This window comes from Clostridium sp., assembly GCF_021372645.1.
Lineage (GTDB): Bacteria > Bacillota > Clostridia > Clostridiales > Clostridiaceae > Clostridium.
In genome coordinates this window covers 23421-48263 of sequence record NZ_JAJFUC010000042.1, presented here as the reverse complement: position 1 = coordinate 48263, position 24843 = coordinate 23421, and the positions used below count along the sequence as shown (strand labels likewise).

The window sequence follows — 24843 nt, the reverse complement described above, 5'->3', positions numbered from 1 at the left end:
GTACATAGTAATAAATCTTTGGAGGACTTATGAATTCAAAAAAAATTTTCATTAATAAAATATTAATAACTAGTATATTAATTTCTATTCCAATATTTATAATTTTGCTAGTTGTTATGTTTAGGCATGTAATTACACCTTCAAATGTAGATATAATAAATGAATTGAGGAATACAAAATGTTATAGCAGTAAAGTTGAATATGTATTTAAAAATTCAAAATCACAATTTGAGGAAAGTACAATGCAGTATTATAGTTTTGATAGAGGATTGAGAATAGAGTTTAATGATGGATATGAGGGTGTTAAGGTTTACAAGGGTGAAGAGATTAAAGTAGAAGGAAACCAGGATGATGAATATATTCTAGATAAGAATATAGATATAATATATCCATTAGCATTTATAGAGAATGTTTTATCCAATCCACAAAGCGGTGAAATTAAAGAAGTTAAAGCAGCGTGGGGTGAAGGAACTTATTTACAAGTAGATATGAAATATAATAGTAAAAATAAACATTTAAATAAGGCAGAATTTTATGTAGATAAAGATAAAAGGGTTCCCGTGTTATTGAAGATTTTAGATGATAACAATAAAGAAAGAGTTATAATAACTTATAAAGATTTTAAAAAAGAAAAGAATTTAAATAATAATTTATTTTAAAAAATAAATTTATTAAATAATAATCAAGCCAACATTATCATTAAAAAAAGATATACTAACATTATAAGATACTGAAAGTACATATATAAATTGTTGTGAAAAATGATAAAAACAAAAAATTATCTTATAAATGACAAATAAGTCATACAAAGCCTTTGACAAATTGACATAATTTGCAATATAATCATAGTTAAGAAGAACTTTTTACTGCTATGGAGGCGAAGATATGTCAATAATTAAGCTAAGTAATATGAAAAATAAGAAAATTAAAAAAAGTAGTGGAATAATGGAGAAATCGTTAATACAATATATTAACGAAGGATTTTCAGCTGATTTTGAAAAAATAATGAAAAATGGTTATCAAGAGATGGCTGAAATAAATTTAGAATATTCTAATTTAGGTTTCGAATATATGTTAGATGATGTTAATGAGTATGAGGCATGGATTTGCGGAGTGTGATTATTTAAAATGGCAAACATTGTGGTAAAAAGAGGGGAAATTTTCTATGCGGATTTAAGTCCAGTCATAGGATCTGAGCAAGGTGGAATAAGACCTGTTATTATAATACAAAATGATATTGGAAATAGATATAGTCCTACTGTTATTGTAGCAGCAATAACATCTCAAATAAATAAAGCTAAATTGCCTATTCATGTTGAGATTTCTTCAGAGGAATATGGATTAAATAGGGATTCTGTTGTCTTATTAGAGCAAATAAGAACTTTAGATAAGAAAAGGCTAAAAGAAAAAATTGGACATATGACTGAAGTAGACATGAAAAAGGTTGATAAGGCATTAGCAGTTAGTTTAAATTTAAATTGACAAAAAGAATTTCAATGTATAATTAGCAATTGTTTCAGAGTAGTATAAGTAGAATAATATTTATACTACTCTTTTTATGCTATTAATTACTATATAGAGTAAGTAGAACGATAAAAGTATATCACATTAATAAATAGAGTATACAAATAATATCTTCTATGTTAGAATAAATATGTTAAAAATAAACATACTATAAATGAGTAAATAATTAATAATAGGGGGTTCTATAATGAATAATGAATACAAACTTGAAGAAGTTTCAAAGCTAATAAGAAAAGATATAGTATCTATGCTTACAGAATCAGCATCGGGGCATCCAGGAGGATCTTTATCAATAACTGATATTATGGCAGTATTATTCTTTAAAGAAATGAATATAGATACATCTAAAGTAAATGATCCTAATAGAGATAGATTTGTTTTATCAAAGGGTCATGCAGCACCAGCATTATATAGTGCTTTAGCTAGAAAAGGATACTTTGAAGTAGAGGAATTGAAAACATTAAGACAAACAGGATCAAGATTACAAGGTCATCCTAATATGAATGATTTACCAGGAATTGATATGTCTACAGGTTCATTGGGTCAAGGAATATCTGCAGCTGTAGGAATGGCATTGGCAGGAAAAATTGATAAAAAGGATTATAGAGTATATGTAATCATGGGTGATGGAGAACTTGAAGAAGGTCAAGTTTGGGAAGCATCAATGTCAGCAGCTCATTATAAATTAGATAATTTAACTGCATTTATAGATAATAATGGATTACAAATAGATGGAAATATAGAGGATGTAATGAATCCAGGTCCAATAGATAAGAAATTCGAAGCTTTTGGGTGGAATGTTTTAAAAATCAATGGTCATGATTATGATGAAATTATAACTGCAATTGCAAAAGCAAAAGAATTTAAAGGAAAACCAACTGCTATCATATGTAACACAATTAAAGGTAAGGGTGTTTCATTTATGGAAAATAAAGCAGCGTGGCATGGAACTGCTCCAAGTAAAGAACAATGTGAGCAAGCACTAAAGGAAATTGGAGGGGAAAACTAATGGGGAATAAAATAGCAACTAGAGAGGCTTATGGTAAAGCTTTAGTAAAACTTTCAAATTTAAATAAAAATGTTGTAGTATTAGACGCAGATTTATCAAAATCAACTAAAACAGCAGATTTTAAGGCTGTTTCACCAGAAAGATTTATAAATATGGGAATAGCAGAGTCAAATATGATGGGAGTTGCAGCAGGTCTTTCAACTTGTGGAAAGATTCCGTTTGCTAGTACTTTTGCAATGTTTGCAGCTGGAAGAGCTTTTGAACAAATTAGAAATTCAATATGCTACCCAAAGCTAAATGTTAAAGTGTGTGCAACTCATGCAGGGTTAACAGTTGGAGAAGATGGAGCTACTCATCAATCAATTGAAGATATATCATTAATGAGAAGTATTCCAAATATGACAGTAATTAATCCAGCAGATGCTGTAGAAACAGAAGCAGCAATATTAGCAGTAGCAGAATATAATGGTCCTTGTTATGTAAGATTAGGAAGATTAGCAGTTAGTGTTATAAATGATGAAAAGAACTATAAATTTGAAATTGGAAAAGGCATAACATTAGCACAAGGTGATGATATTACTATAGTAGCAACAGGAATGATGGTTGAATTAGCTTTAGAGGCTAAAGATGAATTGGCTAAAGATGGAATTAATGCAAGAATAATAAATATACATACAATAAAGCCAATTGATAAAGAATTATTAATCAAAGCAGCTAAAGAAACTGGAGCAATAGTTACAGCAGAGGAACATAGTGTGATTGGTGGCTTAGGTTCAGCGATTGCTGAAGTTGTGACAGAAGAATGTCCAGTTCCAATATTAAAAGTTGGAATAAAAGATACTTTCGGTGAAAGTGGTAAACCAAATGAATTATTGAAAGTTTATGGTTTAACAACTCAAGTTATAGTAGAGTATAGTAAAAGGGCTATTTCATTAAAGAAATAATTGAATCCTAAATTTGCGTAATAAGTAAAATAATTCAAGATTAAAAATAAAGTGATTCTTAGCTTCAGGTGAAGTTTTCCTAATAGGAATATAATGTTCTCCGCCTGAAGCTTAGAAGGACTTATACCCTTGAGGGGTATAATGTCCAGGAGCATGTAGCTGTTATTTTCCACATAAAGAAGTGGGAGTGTTACAGATGCTAACTATCGCATAATAAAATATAGTATATTAAAAATACAGGATATAAAGCTTATGAAATAGCACATATCCTGTATTTTTCTGTTCTTTGAATAATCAAAGACAAACAAGGAAAACTATAAAGTGAAACTTTTCATAAGAAGTTTCTTACGAATAAAAATATAAGTATCTGTTTTAATATCAACACAGTTTTAAAGCATATACAAATAAAAAAAGGGGATATAAGATGAAAGCAGAGAAATTTAAAGAATATATAATAATAACATTAGGAATCATTCTAGTTGCACTATCAGTAGAGTATTTTTTTGCACCTAACAATATTGCAGCAGGTGGAGTAACAGGAGCAGCTATAGTTATAAATGCAATGATTCCTAACTTATCAATAGGAATAGTAACTTTGGTTTTAAATGTTGTATTGTTTTTACTTGCATTTGCGTTTATTGATGGGAATTTTGGAGTAAAAACAATTTATGCTAGTTTAGGATTATCTATATTATTATGGATAATAGAAAAGTTTTTGAATCCAGTAGCCATAACTAATGATTTAATAATGGCTACTGTTTTTGGAACATTAATTTCAGCAATTGGTATGGCACTTGTATTTAATGAAAATGCATCAACTGGAGGGACTGATATATTAGCTAAAATTCTAAATAAATTTTTTCATTTAGATATAGGCAAATCTCTATTAATGGTTGATTTTGTAATAACTTTTGCAAGTGCATTAGCATTTGGAATAGATTTGGCTTTATATTCTATGCTAAGTGTGATATTGCTTGGAATAATAGTTGATAGACTTATAGAAGGATTTAATATATGTAAGAGTATATTTATTATAAGCAGACACAATCATGAAATAAGTAAGTTTATAATAGACACTCTAGATCGTGGATGTACATTTTTAAATGGAACGGGAGCTTATTCAGGTGAATCAAATAATATACTATATGCAGTTATAAGCAGAAATCAATTTATAAAATTAAAGAAATTTATAAAAGAGATAGATCCAGAAGCTTTTATAACAGTAGGAGAGGTTCATGAAGTATTGGGTGAAGGATTTAAAGACATAGGTTAAAAACAGTATAAGAAAATCATATTTAGAAGAGATTATCCCAAAAGTCCTTTAATGTTAGATTAACAAACTCAAATTTAGTCTAATTATCATTTATATTTAATAAAATTGTATAACATTACAAAGTATTCTTATGTTATAATTGATTTTGTAGGTTTTGCAATAAATTTGAGGATATATATATTGAAATTTTTTAGCTGGAATTTTACATTCTAGATAAGTTTAGTTAAAACAATACCCACAAGAGGTACCTAATCTAGGGTAGTACCATTCTTAATATAATTCAAAGCGATGAGAATGTTATTGCTAGACATGAGATAAAGAAGGAGTGTTTGAGTATGATCGAATTTAGAGGAATATCTAAAATTTATAATAATAATGTAAAAGCCTTATCAGATCTTAACGTTCAAATAGAAGCTGGAGAATTTGTATTTTTAGTTGGACCAAGTGGATCTGGTAAATCTACTTTTATAAAAATGATTTTAAAAGAAATTGAACCTACTAATGGAAAGGTAATAGTTGCAGATAAAGATTTGTCGACTATTACTAGAAAGCAAGTACCTTATTATAGAAGAAAAATAGGAATGGTATTCCAAGACTTTAGATTAATACCAAACCTTAACATATATGAAAATGTTGCATTTGCAATGAGAGTTGTAGAGGCATCACCGAAAGATATAAGAAGAAGAGTTCCAATGGTGTTATCTTTAGTTGGACTATCTCATAAATATAAAATGTTTCCAAATGAACTATCTGGAGGAGAACAGCAAAGAGTTTCACTAGCAAGAGCATTGGTTAATAATCCATCTGTTTTAATTGCTGATGAACCTACTGGTAACTTAGACCCAGATACAGCAAGAGAAATAATGGCATTACTTGAGGATATAAATAAGGCGGGAACTACTGTTTTAATGGCTACTCATGCTAAAGAAATTGTTGATTATATGAAAAAAAGAGTTATAGCTATTGAAAAAGGCGAAATCGTCAGAGATGAGAAAAGAGGTAAGTACGAAGATGAAAATTAATACTATTATACACTTTATTAAAGATGCATTTATAAGTTTAAAGAGAAATAAAACTATTAGTATTGCTTCAGTAATTACTGTTCTTATAACTTTTTTTGTTTTAGGAATATTTATGTTGGTTGCTACTAATATAAACAAAGGAATTACTAATGTTCAAAATAAAGTGGAACTTAAAATTTTTCTTAAAGATGATATAAAACTTATTGATCAAAGAGAAATTGAAATAAAGTTAAGAGAATTTCATGGGGTTAAAGATGTAGTATATCAATCAAAGGAAGAAGAATTTACAAACTTTCAAAATACTACAAATGGCAATGAAGGATTATTAAAGGGATATACATTGCAACACAATCCATTCAATGCATCATTTACTGTAAAATTGGAGTCTCCTGAATATGCAGCTGCTATAACTCAAGGAATAAAAGACTTTGAAGGTATTGAAACTATTGGAGCACAACAAGAATTAGTTGATAAGATTATAGGAATTGTAAATGGTGTAAAGGTAGTTGGATTTGGATTATTTGCAATATTAATAGGTGTTTCTATTTTCTTAATAATGAATACAACAAAACTAACTGTATTTTCAAGAAGAAGAGAAGTTGGAATTATGAAATTTGTAGGTGCTACTGATTGGTTTATTAGATGGCCGTTTGTTATAGAAGGTATGGTTATAGGCTTAATTGGATCAACTTTGGCTTGTGGGGTATTATTTTTTGCATATAATGGGCTAGTTAAATGGATTTCTTCACAATTAGTATTTATAAGCCTTGTACCAACAACTTATATTTTAACAACAATATCATGGCAATTTATGGTTGGTGGAATTGTAGTTGGAGCAATTGCTAGTGTAATTGCATTAAGAAAATTTTTGGTAGTATAATTTTTGCAAATAAGTATAATTATAAATACAATGAGAATAAAGCAAAATTAAATCTAACACCATAGAATCTTTACGGGAAATCTACATGTAAATCTATAAAGATATTATTGGAGTTATATGTATAATGCATGGGAAAGGAAGTCTTTATAGGTGAAAAGATCAAAAAATTATATGTTTGCAAATAATAAACGGAAAAGAAAATCAATTGTAATAATACCACTAATTTGTTTTTCGGTAATTTTAATGTGTGTATCTTTTTTAGCAGGAAATTATATGGCAACTAAAGGAATATTTTTAGTGAAAGCATCGCCACAAGTCGAAATCACTGCAGAACAAATTAATGATAAAAGTAAATACTCAGCGCTTTTTACAGTTAGGGATAAGTTAATCGAAAAGTTTGATGGTGAAATTGATGATAATGTTCTTTTAGAAGGAGCTATTAAGGGTATGACTAATTCATTAAATGATCAATATACAGTGTTTATGAATCAAAAAGAATTTGATAATTTAATCAAACAAAGTAATGGCAGTATTAAGGGAATAGGTGTTACTATAACCCCAAAAGATAATAAATTGACAATTGTATCTATAATCAAAGATTCACCTGCTGATAGGGCTGAACTCACAGAAAATGATATTATTGAAAAGATAAATGATGTAGATATATCTGGAGATGATATGGAAAAGGCAGTATCTATGATTGCAGAAGCTAATAACTCAGAAATAAAATTAACAATTAAAAGAGCTAATGCAGATGAATTTGATGTTAAGGTTGTACCAGAAGAGGTAAAAATTAAATCTGTCGAGGGTGCTATGCTGAATTCATCTATAGGTTATATTCGTATAAAGACTTTTATGAATGAAAATACAACAGAAGACTTTAAAACTACTATTGAAGAATTGAAATCCAAAGGTATGAAGGGAATAATCTTGGATTTAAGAGAAAATCCAGGTGGATTATTAACAGAAGCTGTAGGAGTTGCATCACAGTTTATACCAAAAGGTAAAATAATAACTTATACTATTGATAAGTATGATAACAGAAATGAATCATTATCAATTGGTGGAGTGGCAGAGGGTACACCATTAGTTGTATTAGTTAATGGAAATAGTGCTAGTGCTTCGGAAGTTGTTACAGGAGCCTTGAGAGATTATGGTGTAGCAAAAACTATAGGTCAAACTACTTTTGGAAAGGGAATAGTTCAGCAATCAATTAAATTTGATAATAATATTGGTGGTCTTAAAGTAACTATTTCTAAATATTACACACCAAATGGTGAAAATATTCATAAAAAAGGAATAACACCAGATGTTGAAGTTACAACAAAAGTAGGAATAGATGAAAGTGGATATGATAAAAATACAGATGAACAATTAAAAGCAGCAATGCAAAAAATAGAGGAAAAGATACAGTAGGGGGAAATAGAATGAGTTTATTAATATATACATTAAGGAATGTTGCTGGTGCAATAATAGCTCCCCCACTAGTATTTCTCTTAATTACTTTAATAATCATGTTATATCTGAAAAATAAGAAAATAGTAATCATGCAAAAAATGATTTTAGGAGGTAGTGTAAATTCATCTATTGAACTTACGCTATCTCAACTTGTTTTAGGAATTGTAGGGGGATGTATAGGAAGTCTAATCCTTACTAGCTTAGGTGTGGTTTTTAGTGAAAATTCAGGAATCGAATATTTGTTTATTATATCTATATTATTAATGTTTATGAAACTGAGATTAATATGTTTCTCCTATTCGGGTGCTATTTTAGGAGCTATAAGTATTTTAATTAAATTAGCAAGTCAATTTCTACCAAGACTTTCAAATGGTATAATCTTTAACATTGATATCATTTATTTAATAATTTTTATAGGTGTTTTTCATATTATTGAAGGTATATTGGTAATGATTGATGGTGACAGAGGTGCAGTTCCAGTATTCACAAACAAGGATGGGAAAATTTTAGGGGGATATGCACTAAAGAGGTATTGGGCATTACCTGTAGCTATAATGATTGCGATAACTATGAATGATTCATCACTAAATTATATGACAGAATCTATACAAAATCCAGATTGGTGGCCATTAATCAAATCATCTTCAGGATTTAAATTAATAGCAAGCAGTGTAATTTCAATACTGCCATTTTATGCAATTTTGGGATACTCCTCAATTACTTTTACGAGAAGTAAAAGGGAAAAGGCAATATCGTCAGGATGTTATATATTAATTTATGGAATCATTTTAACTATTGTAGCTCAAATCACTAGGTTTGGAGTTTGGGGTGAAATACTAGTTCTAATTTTCACACCATTTGCTCATGAATTTATGTTAAATCTTCAAGTAAAAAGTGAAGAAAAGAGAAAACCTAAATTTGTAAGTGATGAAGAGGGATTAATGATTTTAGAGATCTCAGCAGATTCACAAGTTAGAAAATTTGGTGTTGATGTTGGAAGTAAACTTTTATCAATAAATAATAAAAATATTAACTCGGAAGCAGAGAGTTATTCCATTTTAAAAGCAAATTGGTATAATGCAATTTTGAAGATTAAAGATTCAAAGGGAATTATAAGAGATATTGAATTTAGTCATAATAAAAATACTCGACTAGGTTTATTATTAGTACCTAGAAACGTAGATAAAGAAGATATTATACCAGTTAGTGATAGCAGCTTTAAAAGTGTTTTTAGCAAATGTAAAAATTCAGAACATAAAGAAAAATATAAGATAGAAGATAAAATTAATGAGGATAAAACTAACCAATATGAAGAAAATAAAGATAAGAAACTATAATTTATACAAGATGGCTTAGCCATCTTTTTCTTTAATGTATGTGGATTTATACAATTTACAATTAATGATTCAATTCCTAAAGAAAATTGAACCATAATTGTCAATTGTCCATTGTAAATTAAAAAAATAAATAACATAAGTTGTTGACTTAATAGCTAAGGAAAAGTAAAATATATATATAATGCGAATGTTTGTTCGAACGCGGAGGTAGTTTAATGGGAGAATTTAAAATATATTCTAAATTTAGACCTACAGGAGATCAGCCACAAGCTATTAATAAGTTAGTGAATTCAATAAAGCATAATAATAGATGCCAAACTTTGCTTGGGGTGACTGGTTCAGGAAAAACATTTACTATGGCAAATATTATAGAAAAGTTGCAAAGACCTACTATAATTTTAGCTCATAATAAAACTTTAGCAGCACAGTTATGCTCAGAATTTAAGGAGTTTTTTCCAGATAATATAGTTGAATATTTTGTGTCTTACTACGACTATTATCAACCAGAAGCATATGTACCCCAAACAGATACCTTTATAGAAAAGGATGCATCTATAAATGATGAAATAGATAAATTAAGGCATTCAGCTACATCAGCTCTTTTTGAAAGAAGAGATGTAATAATTGTGGCATCTGTTTCTTGTATATATGGGCTGGGTAATCCGGATGAATATAAAAAATTAACCATAAGCCTTCGAACTGGAATGGAAAAAGAAAGAAATGAAGTTATAAAAAAGCTTATAGAAATTCAATATGAGCGAAATGATATAGATTTTTCAAGAGGAACCTTCAGAGTTAGAGGCGATTCTTTAGATATAATTCCAGCATCATATTCAGGCAAGGGAATTAGAATTGAATTCTTTGGAGACGAAATTGATAGAATAAGAGAATTTGATGTTTTAACAGGAACTATCCTTGGAGAAAGAAATCATGTAGCAATAACTCCTGCTTCCCACTTTGCAACTTCTAGAGAAACTGTTGAGAAATCAATTGGAATTATTGAAGGTGAATTAGAGGAAAGATTGAGAGAACTTAATGCTCAAGATAAACTTTTAGAAGCTCAAAGATTAAGACAGAGAACTAACTTTGATATTGAGATGATAAAGGAGATGGGATATTGCAGTGGTATAGAGAATTATTCAAGAATATTGGATGGTAGAGCTTCTGGAACACCACCTAAAACTTTGATAGATTATTTTCCAAAAGACTTTTTTATGTTTGTTGATGAAAGTCATGTAACATTGCCTCAAGTCAGAGCAATGTATGCTGGAGATAGATCTAGAAAAAATACTTTAGTTGATTATGGATTTAGACTTCCATGTGCATATGATAATAGGCCGCTAAAGTTTGAAGAATTTGAAAAGAAAATTAATCAAGTGGTTTTTGTGAGTGCAACTCCAGCTGCTTATGAAATAGATCATTCAGAAGAAATTGCTGAACAAATTATAAGACCTACAGGATTATTAGATCCAGAAATCATTATAAGACCAATCAAAGGACAAATAGATGATTTATATGGAGAAGTTAATAAAGCTAAAGAATGTGGATTTAGAACATTAATAACAACTTTGACTAAACGTATGGCAGAAGATTTAACTAAGTATTTAATAGAGCTTGGTGTTAAAGCCACTTATATGCATTCAGATATTGATACTCTGGAAAGAATGAAAATTATAAGAGATTTAAGGCTTGGTGAATATGATGTATTAGTTGGAATAAACCTTTTAAGAGAAGGTTTAGATATACCAGAAGTTGCTTTAGTTGCAATTTTAGATGCTGATAAAGAAGGATTTCTAAGGTCAGAAACATCCTTGATGCAAACAATTGGAAGAGCAGCTAGAAATTCAGAAAGTAAAGTTATAATGTATGCAGATAATATAACAAAATCCATGGATAAAGCCTTAAAGGAAACAGAAAGAAGAAGAGCTATACAAAAAGAATACAACAGCAAGAATGGAATAATTCCAACAACTATAATTAAAGAGGTAAGAGACATTATAGAAGCTACAAAGATTGCTGAAGAAGTAGCAGACTATAAGGTAGAAGGCAAGAAGAAACTTACTAAGAAGGAAAAGGATAAGTTAATTAAAGAATATACAGAAGAAATGTTATTAGCTGCAAAAAATCTGCAATTTGAGAGAGCAGCTGAACTTAGAGACATAATTAACTCAGTTAAGAGTTAACAGTGAATAATTATAATTTCGGGAGATTTCCTTTAAAGAATCGTACTATTAACTGTTACTTGTCAATAAGGTATTCTAAAAGGTATTAACTGTCAATTGCTAAATAGAATTATATATTAAGATAGGATGTTGATATGAAGTTTTTTTAGAAATTCCGTCAAGGAATTTCAACATTAATTGTTAACTGTTACTTGTTAACTGTTAACTGAATTGTGGGGGTTGTTATGAACGATAAGATAATAATCAAAGGTGCCAAGGTTAATAATTTAAAGAATGTTAGTTTAGAAATACCAAGAGATAAGTTAATTGTATTTACAGGTTTATCAGGTTCAGGTAAGTCGTCATTAGCTTTTGATACTTTGTATGCAGAGGGACAAAGAAGATATGTAGAATCATTATCTTCCTATGCAAGACAATTTTTAGGTCAAATGGATAAGCCAGATGTTGAGTACATAGAAGGGCTATCACCAGCTATATCAATAGATCAAAAGACTACAAGCAAAAATCCAAGATCTACAGTTGGAACAATAACAGAAATTTATGATTATTTAAGATTACTATATGCAAGAGTTGGAACTCCGCATTGTCCAAAGTGTGGAAAAGAAATTACTCAACAATCTGTTGATCAAATTGTGGATAAGATTATGAATTATAGGGATAAAACAAAGCTTCAAATATTAGCGCCTATAATTAAAGGAAGAAAAGGAACCCATGAAAAAGTATTAGAAAATATAAAGAAAAATGGATTTGTAAGAGCTAGGATTGATGGCGAAATTTATGATTTAACTGAAGAAGAAGTAAAATTAGATAAAAATAAAAAACATAATATTGAAGCTGTTATAGATAGAATTGTTATAAAAGAAGGAATTGAAGGAAGACTTGCAGAGTCTATAGAAGCATCATTAAAAATAGGAGAAGGTTTAGCAATAGCAAGTATTATTGGAGGACAGGATACTTTATTTAGTGAAAAATTTGCTTGTGCAGAATGTGGAATAAGCATTGATGAATTAGCACCTAGGTTATTTTCATTTAATTCTCCATTTGGTAAGTGTGATCATTGTGATGGACTTGGAACATTAATTGAAATAGATGAGAAATTAGTAATTCCAAATAAAGAATTAAGTATTATGGAAGGTGCTGTAGCTAGTTGGGGTAATGGAAGACTTAAAGAAGAATCATGGACTTATGCCATACTTCAAGCTTTAAGTAGAGAATATGGACTAGACTTAAATGCTCCTATAAAAGATTTAGATAAGAAAAATGTAGATTTACTTTTATATGGTACAAAAGGAAATAAACTTAAAGTTGAATATACAAAAGAGGGCGTTAAGGCAATATATAATTATGCATTCGATGGAGAAATAAATTCTTTGAATAGAAGATATAGAGAAACTAATTCAGATATGATAAAGGGTGAAATAGAGCAATATATGAGTAATGATTTTTGCCCTAAATGTAAAGGTTCAAGATTAAAGGATGATGCATTAGCAGTTACTGTTGGTGGGAAAAATGTATTTGAACTTACGAGTATGCCAATAAGAGAAGAATTAGATTTTATAAATGGAATAGAATTTTCAGAAAAGAATGGAATTATTAGTGAACAAATTATAAAAGAGATTAAAAACAGGCTACAATTTTTATTGGATGTAGGGCTTGATTACTTAAGTTTATCAAGGAATTCAGGAACTTTATCAGGAGGAGAATCTCAAAGAATAAGACTTGCAACTCAAATAGGTTCGTCACTTATGGGTGTTTTATATATTTTAGATGAACCGAGTATTGGTTTGCACCAAAGAGATAATGATAGACTAATACAAACTCTAAAAAATTTAAGAGATGTTGGGAATACAGTAATAGTTGTAGAACATGATGAGGATACTATAAAAGAAGCTGACTATATTGTTGATATTGGACCTGGCGCAGGTGAACATGGAGGAGAAGTTGTTGTTGCTGGAACTCTTGATGAAGTTAAGGCTTGTGAAAAATCTATAACAGGTCAATACTTAACAGAAAAGAAATTAATTAAAGTACCTGAAATAAGAAGAAAAGGTAATGAACAAAATATAAAAATCATAGGAGCGAAAGAAAATAACTTAAAGAACATAAATATATCAATTCCACTTGGAACATTAACAGCAGTTACAGGTGTTTCAGGGTCTGGGAAAAGTACTTTGGTAAATGAAATTCTTTATAAGGGATTAAATAAAATGGTAAATAAAAGTAAAAATCCTGTGGGAAGGCATAAAGAAATAATTGGATATGAAAATATAGATAAAATAATAGATATAAATCAAAGCCCAATAGGAAGAACACCACGTTCTAATCCAGCCACTTATACAGGTACATTCGATATAATAAGAGAACTTTTTTCACAAACTCAAGAAGCTAAAATGAGAGGGTATAAACCAGGAAGATTTAGTTTTAATGTTAAAGGTGGAAGATGTGAGGCTTGTTCAGGAGATGGAATTATAAAAATAGAAATGCAATTTTTATCTGATGTATATGTACCATGTGAAGTTTGCAAAGGTAAGAGATACAATAGGGAAACACTAGAGGTTAAGTACAAAGGTAAAAATATAGACGATATATTAAACATGACAGTTGAAGAAGCAGTGAAATTTTTTGAAAATATACCTAGGATAGAAAATAAATTAAGAACATTAAATGATGTAGGACTTGGATATATTAGATTAGGTCAGCCATCAACTCAATTATCAGGTGGAGAGGCTCAAAGAATAAAATTAGCATCTGAATTGTCAAAAAGAAGTACAGGAAAGACACTGTACATATTAGATGAGCCAACAACGGGATTACATGTAGGTGATGTTAGTAGATTAATAAAAATACTTCAAAGATTGGTGGAATCAGGGAATACTGTAGTTGTAATTGAACATAATCTAGATGTGATAAAATGTGCAGATTATTTAATTGATTTAGGACCAGAAGGTGGAGATAAGGGCGGAACTCTTATTAAAGCAGGAACTCCAGAAGAACTATGCAATGTTGAAGCATCATATACAGGAAAATATTTAAAAAAAATATTATTTTAGTAATTCAATTTTCAAAGGAAATTGTACTATAATTAAGCAGTATTAACTGTTAATTGTGTATTGAAAGTACATTGTTAATTGAAAAGTAATACTTTTAGTATGGCATATTTGCCTTTTTGTTGTATAATCATTAATAGGGCACACGTAAAATATGAATAATATCTTTGGATAGTTATTTTTTTAGAGGCCTATGACACAGTAATAGATATTGAGGTGAAAATATGAGTTTTTCAAAAATAATTGCTGGAGCTTTTGGAGTAGTTTTTATTGTTATACTATACGTAATAATATACTATGCATTAAAGATAATGTATAAGGATGTTAAAAATGGGGGTAAGAAGAAACGACCATCAATGGTCAAAGGAAATTATGGATTAGAAATAATAAATTCAGGAAATAGTAAAGATTTAAAAGATGGGTCTATTATTCCTATAAGGTCAGATTTAACAATAGGGAGAAAAGATGATAATTCAATTGTTTTATGCGATAAACATGTTTCTGGAAATCATGCAAAAATTATAGTGAGAAATGATTCATTATTTATAGAAGATTTGAATAGCACAAATGGTACCTATTTAAATGCAAACAAGATAAGTGGTAAAGCGAAATTAGCGAATAAAGATGAAATAAAGATTGGAACATCAGTTTTTAAGATTTTAAGGTAAGAATCGGAAGTACAGTAGATAGTAAGAGATATTACAGTTGGCTAGGTATAAATTAAAGAATTTAGATGAATTAGGCTCAGGAGAAGATTATGTACAGGATATCTTCTACTGGGCTTTACAAAAAAAATCAAGGCATATCAAAGAAAATAAGTTAGCATACTGACTTGTTATTTTTTTGAATGTGCCTAAAAGCAATAAACGTAAGAGGTGATATGGATTGAAGATTAAAAAGGATGAGGTAAAGTTATTAATCTTAACTTATCTTTTGTGTATGGCTCTTTTTACCAATATAGCTATATTAAAGGATCCTATGGATATGGGCGCAATATATATGGGGTTAATAGTATGCGTGTTATTAACAATTACTCAGATTTTAATTAGAAAATTTTATCCACATGGAGATAAATTTTTAATAATATTTGCATGTATATTGTCAGTTATAGGTATGGCTGTATTGTATCGATTGGATACTAGCACTGCAATTAAGCAATTAATGTGGTTTACTGCTGGCATTATTATATTTATTGCGTTAGTAGTAGCAATCCCAGACTTAAGAAACTTTGCAAAATATAAGAAAATCTATTTGATTATAACTATTATATTTATGCCTATGGCATTAATTTTTGGAAAAGAAGTTTATGGGGCAACTAACTGGGTTATGATTGGAGGCATGGGATTTCAACCATCTGAATTTGGTAAAATCAGTTTTGTAATTTATCTTGCATCCGTATTAAAAGATTACGAAGATAAAAATAATATTATAGAGGATCTTAAACAGCTTTGGCAACCTGCATTAGTAGTTATGTATTCATTAGGATGTTTGTTTATGCAAAAAGATTTAGGTTCAGCTTTAATATTTTTTGGTATTGCAATAACAATGCTTTATGTTGCTACTGGAAAGAAAAAATATGTAGTAATTACTTTTATATCATTTATAGTTGGTTCATTTCTTGCATACCAGTTATTTCCGCATGTAAGAGAAAGAATATTGATTTGGAGGAATCCATGGAAATATTCAAATACAGAAGGGTACCAAATAGTCCAAGGATTATATGCAGTTTCTTCAGGTGGAATGTTTGGATCAGGACTTGGAGAAGGGTATCCAGGATTTGTGCCAGTTAATACTTCAGATTATATCTTTGCAGTAATTTGTGAAGAATTAGGAATGGTATTTGGTCTTGGTATTATGATAATATATTTCTTATTTTTCTATAGAGGTATGAGAGCATCATTTAGAGTTAAAGATAAGTTTTCACAACTTAGTACAATAGGAATGAGTGCTATGATAGCTTGCCAGGTATTGGTTATAATTGGTGGTGTGTTCGCAGTAATACCGCTTACAGGAATTACATTACCGCTTGTTAGTTATGGCGGATCTTCCATACTAAGTATGTTCTTTGCATTGGCAATACTTCAAAAAATATCAGAGGAGGGCTAAAAATGAAAGATGTTTCTAATAGTATAAAACAAGTAATGGTAGTTTTTATATTTTGCTTTGTAGCTCTCATCTCATATATTGCATATTTTCAAGTTTTTTCAGCACCTAATATAGCAGATCAACAAGGAAATCAAAGGCTATGGGCAAGAAGAAATGAAGTGTTAAGAGGAACTATATATGATAGAAATAAAAATTCATTGACAAAAAGTGAAAGAGTAGATGCGCTTACACAAAAAAGAACTTATGTTAATGGAGATTTATATGTTCATGCTTTAGGATATGTAGATCCGAGGTATGGATTAACAGGCTTAGAAGCAAATTATGATAGTCAATTAACAACATACAATAAGCTTACAAACAATTTTCTAAACTTAGCTAAAGACTTTAGCATGGATAAATTAAAAGAAATTTTTAAAAGCAGAAAAGAAGATGATATTAAGATTGGTAATGGGGTTATAACTACGTTAGATCCTGCGCTTCAAAAGATAGCATATGATGCTCTTGGGAATAGTAAGGGAGCTGTAGTTGCGCTAAATCCGAAAACAGGAGAAGTACTTGCCATGGTTTCAAAGCCAACGTACAATCCTAATGATTTGGAAAGTTCAATGAAAGCAGCAAATGCAGGTACAGCAGATAATAGTCCACTTATAAATAGAGCAACATCAGGACTTTATCCTCCAGGGTCAACATTTAAAACTGTTACTCTTAGCAGTGCTTTAGAAAACATGCCAGATGTTACAAGAAGGACATTTGATGATACTGGGAAAATCGTATTTAATGAAAAGCAATCTTTAAGTAATGATAATGGAGAAGTTAATGGAACTATAAATTTAAAAGAGGCATTTAGATTATCAAGTAACTTTGTATTTGGTACATTAGCAATGGAACTTGGAAATGATAAGTTAAAAACTACTGCTGAAAAATATGGCTTTAATAGTACCATTGAGGGGGATGGATTTAATATAACTCAAAGTCAATTTCCAAAGTTAACTAAGGCAGAGGTTGGTAGTATAGCACAAACAGGAATTGGGCAAAGTAGCATTTTAGCAACACCAATGCAAATGGCTTTAATTTCAAGTACTATAGCTAATAATGGAAAGATGATGGAACCAAGACTTGTTAATTCAGTAATTGATAAAGATGGAAACGTGGTTAAAACTATAGATTCAAAAGTATATAAACAAGTTCTTAGTACAACTAATGCAGCTACTATAAAAGATTATATGAAAAATCTAGTTGATTCTAAAGTTAATTCTTCTTGGGGTTTTTTCCAGGGAACTGATGCTGCTGGTAAAACAGGTACAGCAGATTATAATCTTGCTAATGGTCAAAGTGCCAAACCTCATTCGTGGTTTATTGGATTTGCACCAGCAAATAATCCAAAGGTCGCAGTTGCAGTAATAGTAGAAAATGGAGGATATGGAGCAAGTGCAGCAGCTCCAATAGCAGGAAAAGTTATTCAGGCAGAACTGGCTAAATAGCAATGTATATTGTAAAAGGAGGTGGATATTATGTTTGATTTTAAGGCACAATTAAAAATTTTACCAGATAAACCGGGAGTGTATTTAATGAAAAACACTCTTGGAGAAATTATTTATGTAGGAAAAGCAAAAGTATTAAAAAATAGAGTTAGACAATACTTTCAAAATTCAAAGAATCATTCAGAAAAAGTAAAAGCAATGGTTAAAAATATTTCCGAATTTGAATATATAGTTACAGATTCTGAAATGGAAGCGTTGATATTAGAATGTAATTTAATAAAGAAACATAGTCCTAAATACAATATTTCCTTAAAAGATGACAAATTCTATCCTTTTATAAAAATAACTGTTAATGAGGATTTTCCGAAAGTGTTTATAACTAGAAATTATGCAAAGGATGGGAATAGGTATTTTGGACCATATCCTAACGCTGGAGCTGTACATGAGACAATAAGCTTAATAAGAAAAATTTTTCCGTTAAGAACGTGCAAGAAATTTATTGTAGAAGGTGGAAAGCAAACAAGGCCATGTTTAAATTATCACATAAAAAAATGTAAAGCTCCATGTGAAGGACATATTTCAAAAGTTAATTATAGAAATATGATAGATGAAATTATGGATGTTCTGAGCGGTAGAGATAGAACTTTATTAAATAAATTAAAAAAAGAAATGCAGGGAGCTTCTTCGAAGTTAGAATTCGAAAAAGCCGCATCACTAAGAGATAAGATTTTAGCTATAGAAAATATAGCTGAAAAACAAAAAGTATTTAAATCTCAAGAAAGTGATGAGGATTTCATTAATATGTATAAGGGTGAAAAGGACTGTTGCATCCAAATTTTCTTCTTAAGAGATGGAAAAGTCACAGGAAGAGAACATCTTATTCTCGAAAATAGTTCTCATGAAGAAGATCGTATTATTATATCTCAGTTTATAATATCATTTTATGGAGGCACTCCGAAGGTGCCTAAAAATATTTATATTCCAGAAAGTGATGAAATAGAAGCTTTAGAAGAATTCCTAAGTGTAAAAAGGGGATCAAAAGTTTTTGTTAAAATTCCAATAAAAGGTGAGAAAAAAGATATGTTAGAATTGGTGAAAAATAATGCAAAGGTTACTTTAGACCAATTCAAGGATAAGATTTTAAGAGATAAAGAAATAAATAGAATTTGTTTAGAACAAATGCAAAATTTATTAGAACTAGATAGTATTCCATTAAGAATAGAAGCTTATGATATATCTAATATACAGGGAGTAGATTCTGTTGGTTCTATGATTGTATTTGAGGATGGAAAAGCTAAAAGTAGTGATTATAGAAGATTCCATATAAAAACTGTTAAAAATGCTAATGATTATGAGAGTATGAGAGAGATTTTGGAAAGAAGATTTACTCATGGATTAAAGGAAATTAAAGAAATCCAAGATAAAGAAATTAAATTTTCTAGTGGAAAATTTTCTAATTTTCCAGATTTAATTATGATGGATGGTGGAAAGGGTCAAGTGAATATAGCTCTTGAAGTTTTAGCTAAATTAGGAATAAGTATACCAGTTTGTGGATTAGTTAAAGATGATCATCATGCAACAAGAGGAATAATATATAATAATAGAGAATTAGTGATAAATAGGAGTTCTAATTTAATGCAATTAATAAGAAGAATTCAAGATGAAGCTCATAGATTTGCAATTACTTATCATAGAAGTTTAAGAGATAAGAGGACATTGCATTCAATATTAGATGATATACCAAATATTGGACAGAAAAGGCGAATGTCACTTCTTATGAAATTTGGAAGTATTGATAATATTAAAAAAGCTACATTAGAGGAACTCATTGAAACTGAGTCAATTGATAATAAGACAGCAAATAGCATTTTCACATATTTTAGGAATGTGAAATAAAATAACGAGTCAAATATACTAGCATACTGACTTGGTATTTTTTTTGAATATAACAAAAAACATGAACAAAATAAATAAATTATGCTATAATAATACGGAATAAAAATTTACTGCATATAAGATAATATTAATAAAATTTTACTTGTATTATTTTATGTAAAAATATACTGAAAACTAATATGAATAAAGTTTTACTTGTGTTAGTTTGGTATATAGATTATTCTATATGATGTAAATAAATGATATCAATATAAGTGTTTGAGGAGTTTTAGCATGAATCAGTATGGAAAATATAAGAATTTGTTTAATAAAATATACGAAGAGTCACAAATTCAGTTAGATGCGAAAATGAGTGAACATATATACTTTAAAGTTGGAGGAACAGTAGATATACTTTTAACTCCCAATAATGTAGAGCAACTAAAAGAAACTATCACTATTTGTAAACAAAATAAAATCCCTTTTTATGTTATAGGAAATGGATCTAACCTTTTAGTTAGGGATGGTGGTATTAGAGGTGTTGTTATAAAGTTATGCGAACTTAATAAGATAGAACGTGTAGGTAATAAAATTACCGCAGAATGTGGAGCCTTACTTAAAGATGTTTCAGCAGAAGCTACAGAAGGGGCCTTATCAGGATTCCAATTTGCCTGTGGAATTCCAGGTAGCGTAGGTGGAGCTGTATTCATGAATGCAGGAGCCTATGATGGAGAAATATCATTTGTTATTGAGAAGGCAGAAGTATTAGATGATAATGAAGAAGTTAGAGTTCTTTCTAAAGAAGAATTAAACTTAGGGTATAGACAATCTTTAGTTATGCAAAAAGGATATGTAGTATTAAGTGCAACTTTTGATTTAATCTCTGGAGATAAAGAAATGATTCAAGCTAGGGTTGATTCATTAACTAAAAGAAGAGAAGAAAGACAACCACTAGAATTTCCTTCAGCAGGAAGTACCTTTAAGAGACCAGAAGGGTATTTTGCAGGGAAATTAATTGAAGATGCAGGATTAAAAGGCTTTACTATAGGGGGGGCATGCGTTTCAGATAAGCATGCTGGTTTTGTTATTAACAGCGCAAATGGAACTGCTAAAGATGTGCTAAGTGTAATATATCATGTTAAAAATGAAGTGAAAAAACAGTTTGGTGTAGAATTGCATCCGGAAGTTAGAATCTTAGGTGAAGATTAAGGCATGTGAAAGAAAATAACAAGTCAAATATCTAGCTACGTACTTGTTATTTTTTTATATGCTAAAGGTATTTAAAGATACCAATGTTAAGTTGAATATTGAAACTCAAAAGTTTATGACTTTTGGGTTTTTTATGATTTAATTATAATAGTATGATATAATTCTAATGTTAAGGCACATTTAAGAAAACAGGCACATGTGCCTAAAAAGCTATCTTTGGCAAAGGGGAGTGTGTAATATGAGATTTGTTATAGTTACAGGATTATCAGGAGCAGGAAAAACACAAGCAACAAGAGCGTTAGAAGATTTGGGGTATTTTTGTGTAGATAATCTTCCACCAAAGTTAATTTCAAAGTTCGCAGAAATGTGTACGCAAAGTGGCGGAAATATTGAAAAAGTAGCATTAGTTATAGATATTAGAGGTGGAGTTTTCTTTGATGATTTTTTTGAAACTCTAAATTATCTAAAACAAAATGAGTTTAAATATGAAATTTTATTTTTAGAGGCAACCGATGAAGTTCTTATAAAAAGATTTAAAGAAACAAGACGAAGCCATCCATTATCACCTGATGGCAGAGTTTTAACTGGTATTATTCAAGAAAGAGAGAAGCTAAGAGAGATTAAAAATGTGGCAGATATTATAATTGACACATCTAAATATGAAATAAGACATTTGAGAGAAAAGATAAATAAAGCTTACGGAGATCATACTTATCCAGAAAAGCAATTATCAGTGACAATATTGAGCTTTGGATTTAAATATGGAATACCTGTAGATTCTGATTTGGTTTTTGATGTTAGATTTATACCAAATCCATTTTATATTCCAGAATTAAAGCAGTATTCAGGGAATGATGATCCAGTTAAAGAATATGTATTAAAGCAAACAGAAACTGTTAATTTCATAGAAAAATTAGTGGATATGTTAAAGTATTTGATTCCTAATTACATTAAAGAAGGAAAAAGGCAGCTAATAATATCTATAGGATGTACAGGGGGAAGACATCGCTCTGTTGCAATTGCTAATGAAGTTTATGAAAGATTAAATAGGGAAAACTATAATTCTAGAATAGAGCATAGAGATGTAGCAGAAGATCTTCATAAAGGGGAAAAGAAGCTATGAGAATACGAGATTGGCTTAAAGTAGGTATTAAAGTAAAACGATGGCTGGCATTTGGAGTGTTTGGAGTATTATTAATAGCATTTGGTTTCACAGAATTAGTAACGCATAGAGTTTATGATTTATACTATCAGATTTTTTATGTATTTCTAAATATCACAGGAATATTTGTATTATATATTTCAGTTACAGAAATAATGAAGTCTATAATTGCACTAGTTAATAGAGGATATCTTAAAGTATCATTAGATAGTAAAAAAATTGAGAGTTTAATATATGAAAAAAGATTATTAGTTAAAGGTCCTAAAATAGTTGTAATTGGCGGAGGAACTGGTCTTTCAACAATGCTTAGAGGATTAAAATACTATACATCTAATATTACTGCAATAGTAACAGTAGGGGATGATGGTGGTGGCTCTGGAGATTTAAGAGAAGATTTAGGAATGTTACCACCAGGAGATATAAGAAATTGTATTTTAGCACTTGCAGATACTGAACCTATACTAGAAGATTTACTCCAATATAGATTTAAAGATGGACGATTGAAAAATCAAAGTTTTGGAAATTTATTTTTAGCCGCTATGGCTGGAATATCAGATAATTTTGAAGAAGCAGTTCAAAAAATGAGCTCAGTCCTTGCAGTAACAGGTAAGGTTATACCAGTTACCTTAGATAACATGCAATTAGTAGCAAAGCTTCAAAATGGCAATATTGTGGAAGGTGAATCTCAAATTCCGGAAGAAGCTATTAGGCAGAATTCGAGAATAGAAGAACTCAAAATAAATCCAGAAAATGCAGAGGCATTAAAAGAAGCACTAGATGCATTAAGAGAAGCTGATTCTATAGTTATGGGACCTGGAAGTTTATATACCAGCATAACATCTAATTTACTTGTTAAAGACATTGCAAAAGAAATTGGAAAAAGTAACGCAATTAAAATTTATATTTCTAATATAATGACCCAACCCGGTGAAACTACAGGTTTTAAAGCATCGGATCACTTAAAGGTTTTGTTTAAATATGGTGGAAAAGATATTGTTGACTATGTAATCGCCAATACTGGAGAAATAACAGACGAGTTAAAAGAAAAATATCAACAAGATGGTGCAGAACTTGTTAAGTTAGATAGAGAAGATATAAATAGTTTAGGAGTAAAAATAGTTGGGGAAAATTTAGTGAAAATTAAAAATGGATTAATAAAACATGATGCAGATAAGTTAGCAGAAGTATTAGTAGATACAATAATGGAAAAGAAACTTTTGTATGACAAAAAGAAGATTATTGAATATATGTATTTATCACAACGTATTAAAGAAAGAGTGAGAGAAGAAAAAGGAAAAGAAATTGATTAAATTTAATTGTACATTGCAATATTTATAGATAAGGAAGGAAACAAGATGTCATTTTCATCAAAAGTTAAAGGAGAAATATGCAGATATATAGATATTTCTAAGAAAGAAGCGTTGGCAGAAATATCAGCTATAATGAAAGTTGGTGGCACATTAGCTTTTAGTGGAAGTGGACTTAGTTTTAAAATGACCACAGAAAATCCAGCTAGTGCTAGGTTGATTTTTACACTTTTAAAAGAGTATTTTAATATTCATTCGAAATTAATGGTAAAAAAGAGTAACTCATTAAAAAAGAATAACATTTATATGGTAGTGATTACAGAAGAAATGGGTGTTAGAGGATTACTAAGTGAAACTGGTATACTTAAAGAAGTTGATGGAATAATGAGTTTAGATTACAGAATAGAGGAGCACATTTTTAAAGATGAAGGTATAAAAAAAGCATATCTTAGGGGAGCTTTTATTGGTGGGGGAAGCATAAGCAATCCGGAAAAAACTTACCATTTAGAATTTGTAACTCATAGTGAGGAATATGCTATAGACTTATCTAATCTTATTAATACTTTTAATTTAAATTCAAAAGTAATACAAAGGAAGAACAGTTTTATAGTATACCTTAAAGAAGGAGAACAAATTGTAGATTTACTTAATGTAATAGGAGCTCATTCATCTTTATTAGAAATTGAAAATATAAGAATAATGAAAGAAATGAGAAACAATGTAAATAGACTTGTTAATTGTGAAACTGCAAATCTTTCAAAGACAGTAAATGCAGCTGTAAGGCAAGTTGAAAGCATAAAACTAATACAATCGCAAATAGGTCTTCAAAGATTACCAGATAACTTAAGAGAAATTGCAGAATTAAGATTGAATTACCCAGATGAGTCACTAAAGGAATTAGGAGAAATGTTAGAGCCTCCTGTAGGAAAATCGGGGATAAATCATAGATTAAGAAAGATAGAGAAAATAGCTGAAGAATTGAGAAGTAGCAGATAGTTTAATTAGTTAATTGAAAAAGGAGGATAT

General features: G+C 29.6%; 21 protein-coding genes. All 21 read left to right on the top strand.

Annotation, left to right across the window (positions count from 1 at the left end; translation table 11 throughout):
- Positions 1 to 29 precede the first annotated feature (29 nt).
- The 21 genes from LLF98_RS06765 to whiA all read left to right on the top strand — a co-directional run bounded on the left by LLF98_RS06765 (position 30) and on the right by whiA (position 24813).
- Entirely contained in the window at positions 30 to 659 is a 630-nt protein-coding gene (locus tag LLF98_RS06765; protein ID WP_291702124.1) for a germination lipoprotein GerS-related protein, read from the top strand.
- A 226-nt stretch (positions 660 to 885) separates the two neighbouring features.
- Positions 886 to 1119 carry a hypothetical protein gene (locus LLF98_RS06760; RefSeq protein WP_291702123.1) on the top strand — a complete coding sequence of 78 codons (234 nt, stop codon included), beginning with the start codon at positions 886 to 888 and terminating at the stop codon, positions 1117 to 1119.
- A gap of 9 nt (positions 1120 to 1128) precedes the next feature.
- Entirely contained in the window at positions 1129 to 1482 is a 354-nt protein-coding gene (locus LLF98_RS06755) for a type II toxin-antitoxin system PemK/MazF family toxin (RefSeq protein WP_291702121.1), read from the top strand.
- Positions 1483 to 1711: 229 nt separating this feature from the next.
- The gene (locus LLF98_RS06750; RefSeq protein ID WP_291702120.1) at positions 1712 to 2533 is read left to right on the top strand and encodes a transketolase; all 822 of its coding nucleotides are present in this window, start codon (positions 1712 to 1714) and stop codon (positions 2531 to 2533) included.
- Entirely contained in the window at positions 2533 to 3477 is a 945-nt protein-coding gene (locus LLF98_RS06745; protein WP_291702118.1) for a transketolase family protein, read from the top strand. The genes LLF98_RS06750 and LLF98_RS06745 overlap by 1 nt, the downstream gene beginning before the upstream one ends.
- Positions 3478 to 3901: 424 nt before the next feature.
- Positions 3902 to 4750 (top strand): YitT family protein, encoded by an 849-nt coding sequence (locus LLF98_RS06740; protein WP_291702117.1) that lies wholly within the window; start codon positions 3902 to 3904, stop codon positions 4748 to 4750.
- A 335-nt stretch (positions 4751 to 5085) separates the two neighbouring features.
- The gene (gene ftsE / locus LLF98_RS06735; protein ID WP_291702116.1) at positions 5086 to 5772 is read left to right on the top strand and encodes a cell division ATP-binding protein FtsE; all 687 of its coding nucleotides are present in this window, start codon (positions 5086 to 5088) and stop codon (positions 5770 to 5772) included.
- Positions 5762 to 6652 carry a permease-like cell division protein FtsX gene (ftsX, locus tag LLF98_RS06730; protein ID WP_291702114.1) on the top strand — a complete coding sequence of 297 codons (891 nt, stop codon included), beginning with the start codon at positions 5762 to 5764 and terminating at the stop codon, positions 6650 to 6652. The genes ftsE and ftsX overlap by 11 nt, the downstream gene beginning before the upstream one ends.
- 150 nt (positions 6653 to 6802) lie before the next feature.
- Entirely contained in the window at positions 6803 to 8068 is a 1266-nt protein-coding gene (locus LLF98_RS06725) for a S41 family peptidase (protein WP_291702113.1), read from the top strand.
- Between the two features lie 11 nt (positions 8069 to 8079).
- Positions 8080 to 9447: a signal protein PDZ gene (locus tag LLF98_RS06720; RefSeq protein ID WP_291702111.1), complete on the top strand. Its 1368-nt coding sequence runs from the start codon at positions 8080 to 8082 to the stop codon at positions 9445 to 9447.
- Positions 9448 to 9662: 215 nt separating this feature from the next.
- Entirely contained in the window at positions 9663 to 11630 is a 1968-nt protein-coding gene (uvrB, locus tag LLF98_RS06715; RefSeq protein ID WP_291702109.1) for an excinuclease ABC subunit UvrB, read from the top strand.
- A gap of 224 nt (positions 11631 to 11854) precedes the next feature.
- Positions 11855 to 14680, top strand: a complete 2826-nt coding sequence (uvrA, locus tag LLF98_RS06710; RefSeq protein WP_291702107.1) for an excinuclease ABC subunit UvrA — start codon at positions 11855 to 11857, stop codon at positions 14678 to 14680.
- Positions 14681 to 14901: 221 nt separating this feature from the next.
- Complete coding sequence (locus LLF98_RS06705; RefSeq protein WP_291702105.1) at positions 14902 to 15345, top strand: FHA domain-containing protein; 444 nt, start codon at positions 14902 to 14904, stop codon at positions 15343 to 15345.
- A 37-nt stretch (positions 15346 to 15382) separates the two neighbouring features.
- Positions 15383 to 15508: a hypothetical protein gene (locus tag LLF98_RS06700; RefSeq protein ID WP_291702103.1), complete on the top strand. Its 126-nt coding sequence runs from the start codon at positions 15383 to 15385 to the stop codon at positions 15506 to 15508.
- A gap of 54 nt (positions 15509 to 15562) precedes the next feature.
- Positions 15563 to 16783: an FtsW/RodA/SpoVE family cell cycle protein gene (locus LLF98_RS06695; protein WP_291702101.1), complete on the top strand. Its 1221-nt coding sequence runs from the start codon at positions 15563 to 15565 to the stop codon at positions 16781 to 16783.
- A gap of 2 nt (positions 16784 to 16785) precedes the next feature.
- A complete protein-coding gene (locus tag LLF98_RS06690; RefSeq protein ID WP_291702099.1) occupies positions 16786 to 18264 on the top strand; it encodes a penicillin-binding transpeptidase domain-containing protein in 1479 nt (492 codons plus the stop codon).
- A 30-nt stretch (positions 18265 to 18294) separates the two neighbouring features.
- Entirely contained in the window at positions 18295 to 20160 is a 1866-nt protein-coding gene (uvrC, locus tag LLF98_RS06685; RefSeq protein ID WP_291702097.1) for an excinuclease ABC subunit UvrC, read from the top strand.
- 273 nt (positions 20161 to 20433) lie between these two features.
- On the top strand, positions 20434 to 21348 hold the full coding sequence (gene murB, locus LLF98_RS06680) for a UDP-N-acetylmuramate dehydrogenase (protein ID WP_291702096.1): 915 nt from the start codon (positions 20434 to 20436) through the stop codon (positions 21346 to 21348).
- A gap of 238 nt (positions 21349 to 21586) precedes the next feature.
- Positions 21587 to 22471: an RNase adapter RapZ gene (gene rapZ, locus LLF98_RS06675; RefSeq protein WP_291702093.1), complete on the top strand. Its 885-nt coding sequence runs from the start codon at positions 21587 to 21589 to the stop codon at positions 22469 to 22471.
- On the top strand, positions 22468 to 23820 hold the full coding sequence (locus tag LLF98_RS06670) for a YvcK family protein (protein WP_291702091.1): 1353 nt from the start codon (positions 22468 to 22470) through the stop codon (positions 23818 to 23820). The genes rapZ and LLF98_RS06670 overlap by 4 nt, the downstream gene beginning before the upstream one ends.
- A 45-nt stretch (positions 23821 to 23865) precedes the next feature.
- On the top strand, positions 23866 to 24813 hold the full coding sequence (gene whiA, locus LLF98_RS06665) for a DNA-binding protein WhiA (protein ID WP_291702089.1): 948 nt from the start codon (positions 23866 to 23868) through the stop codon (positions 24811 to 24813).
- Positions 24814 to 24843 lie beyond the last annotated feature (30 nt).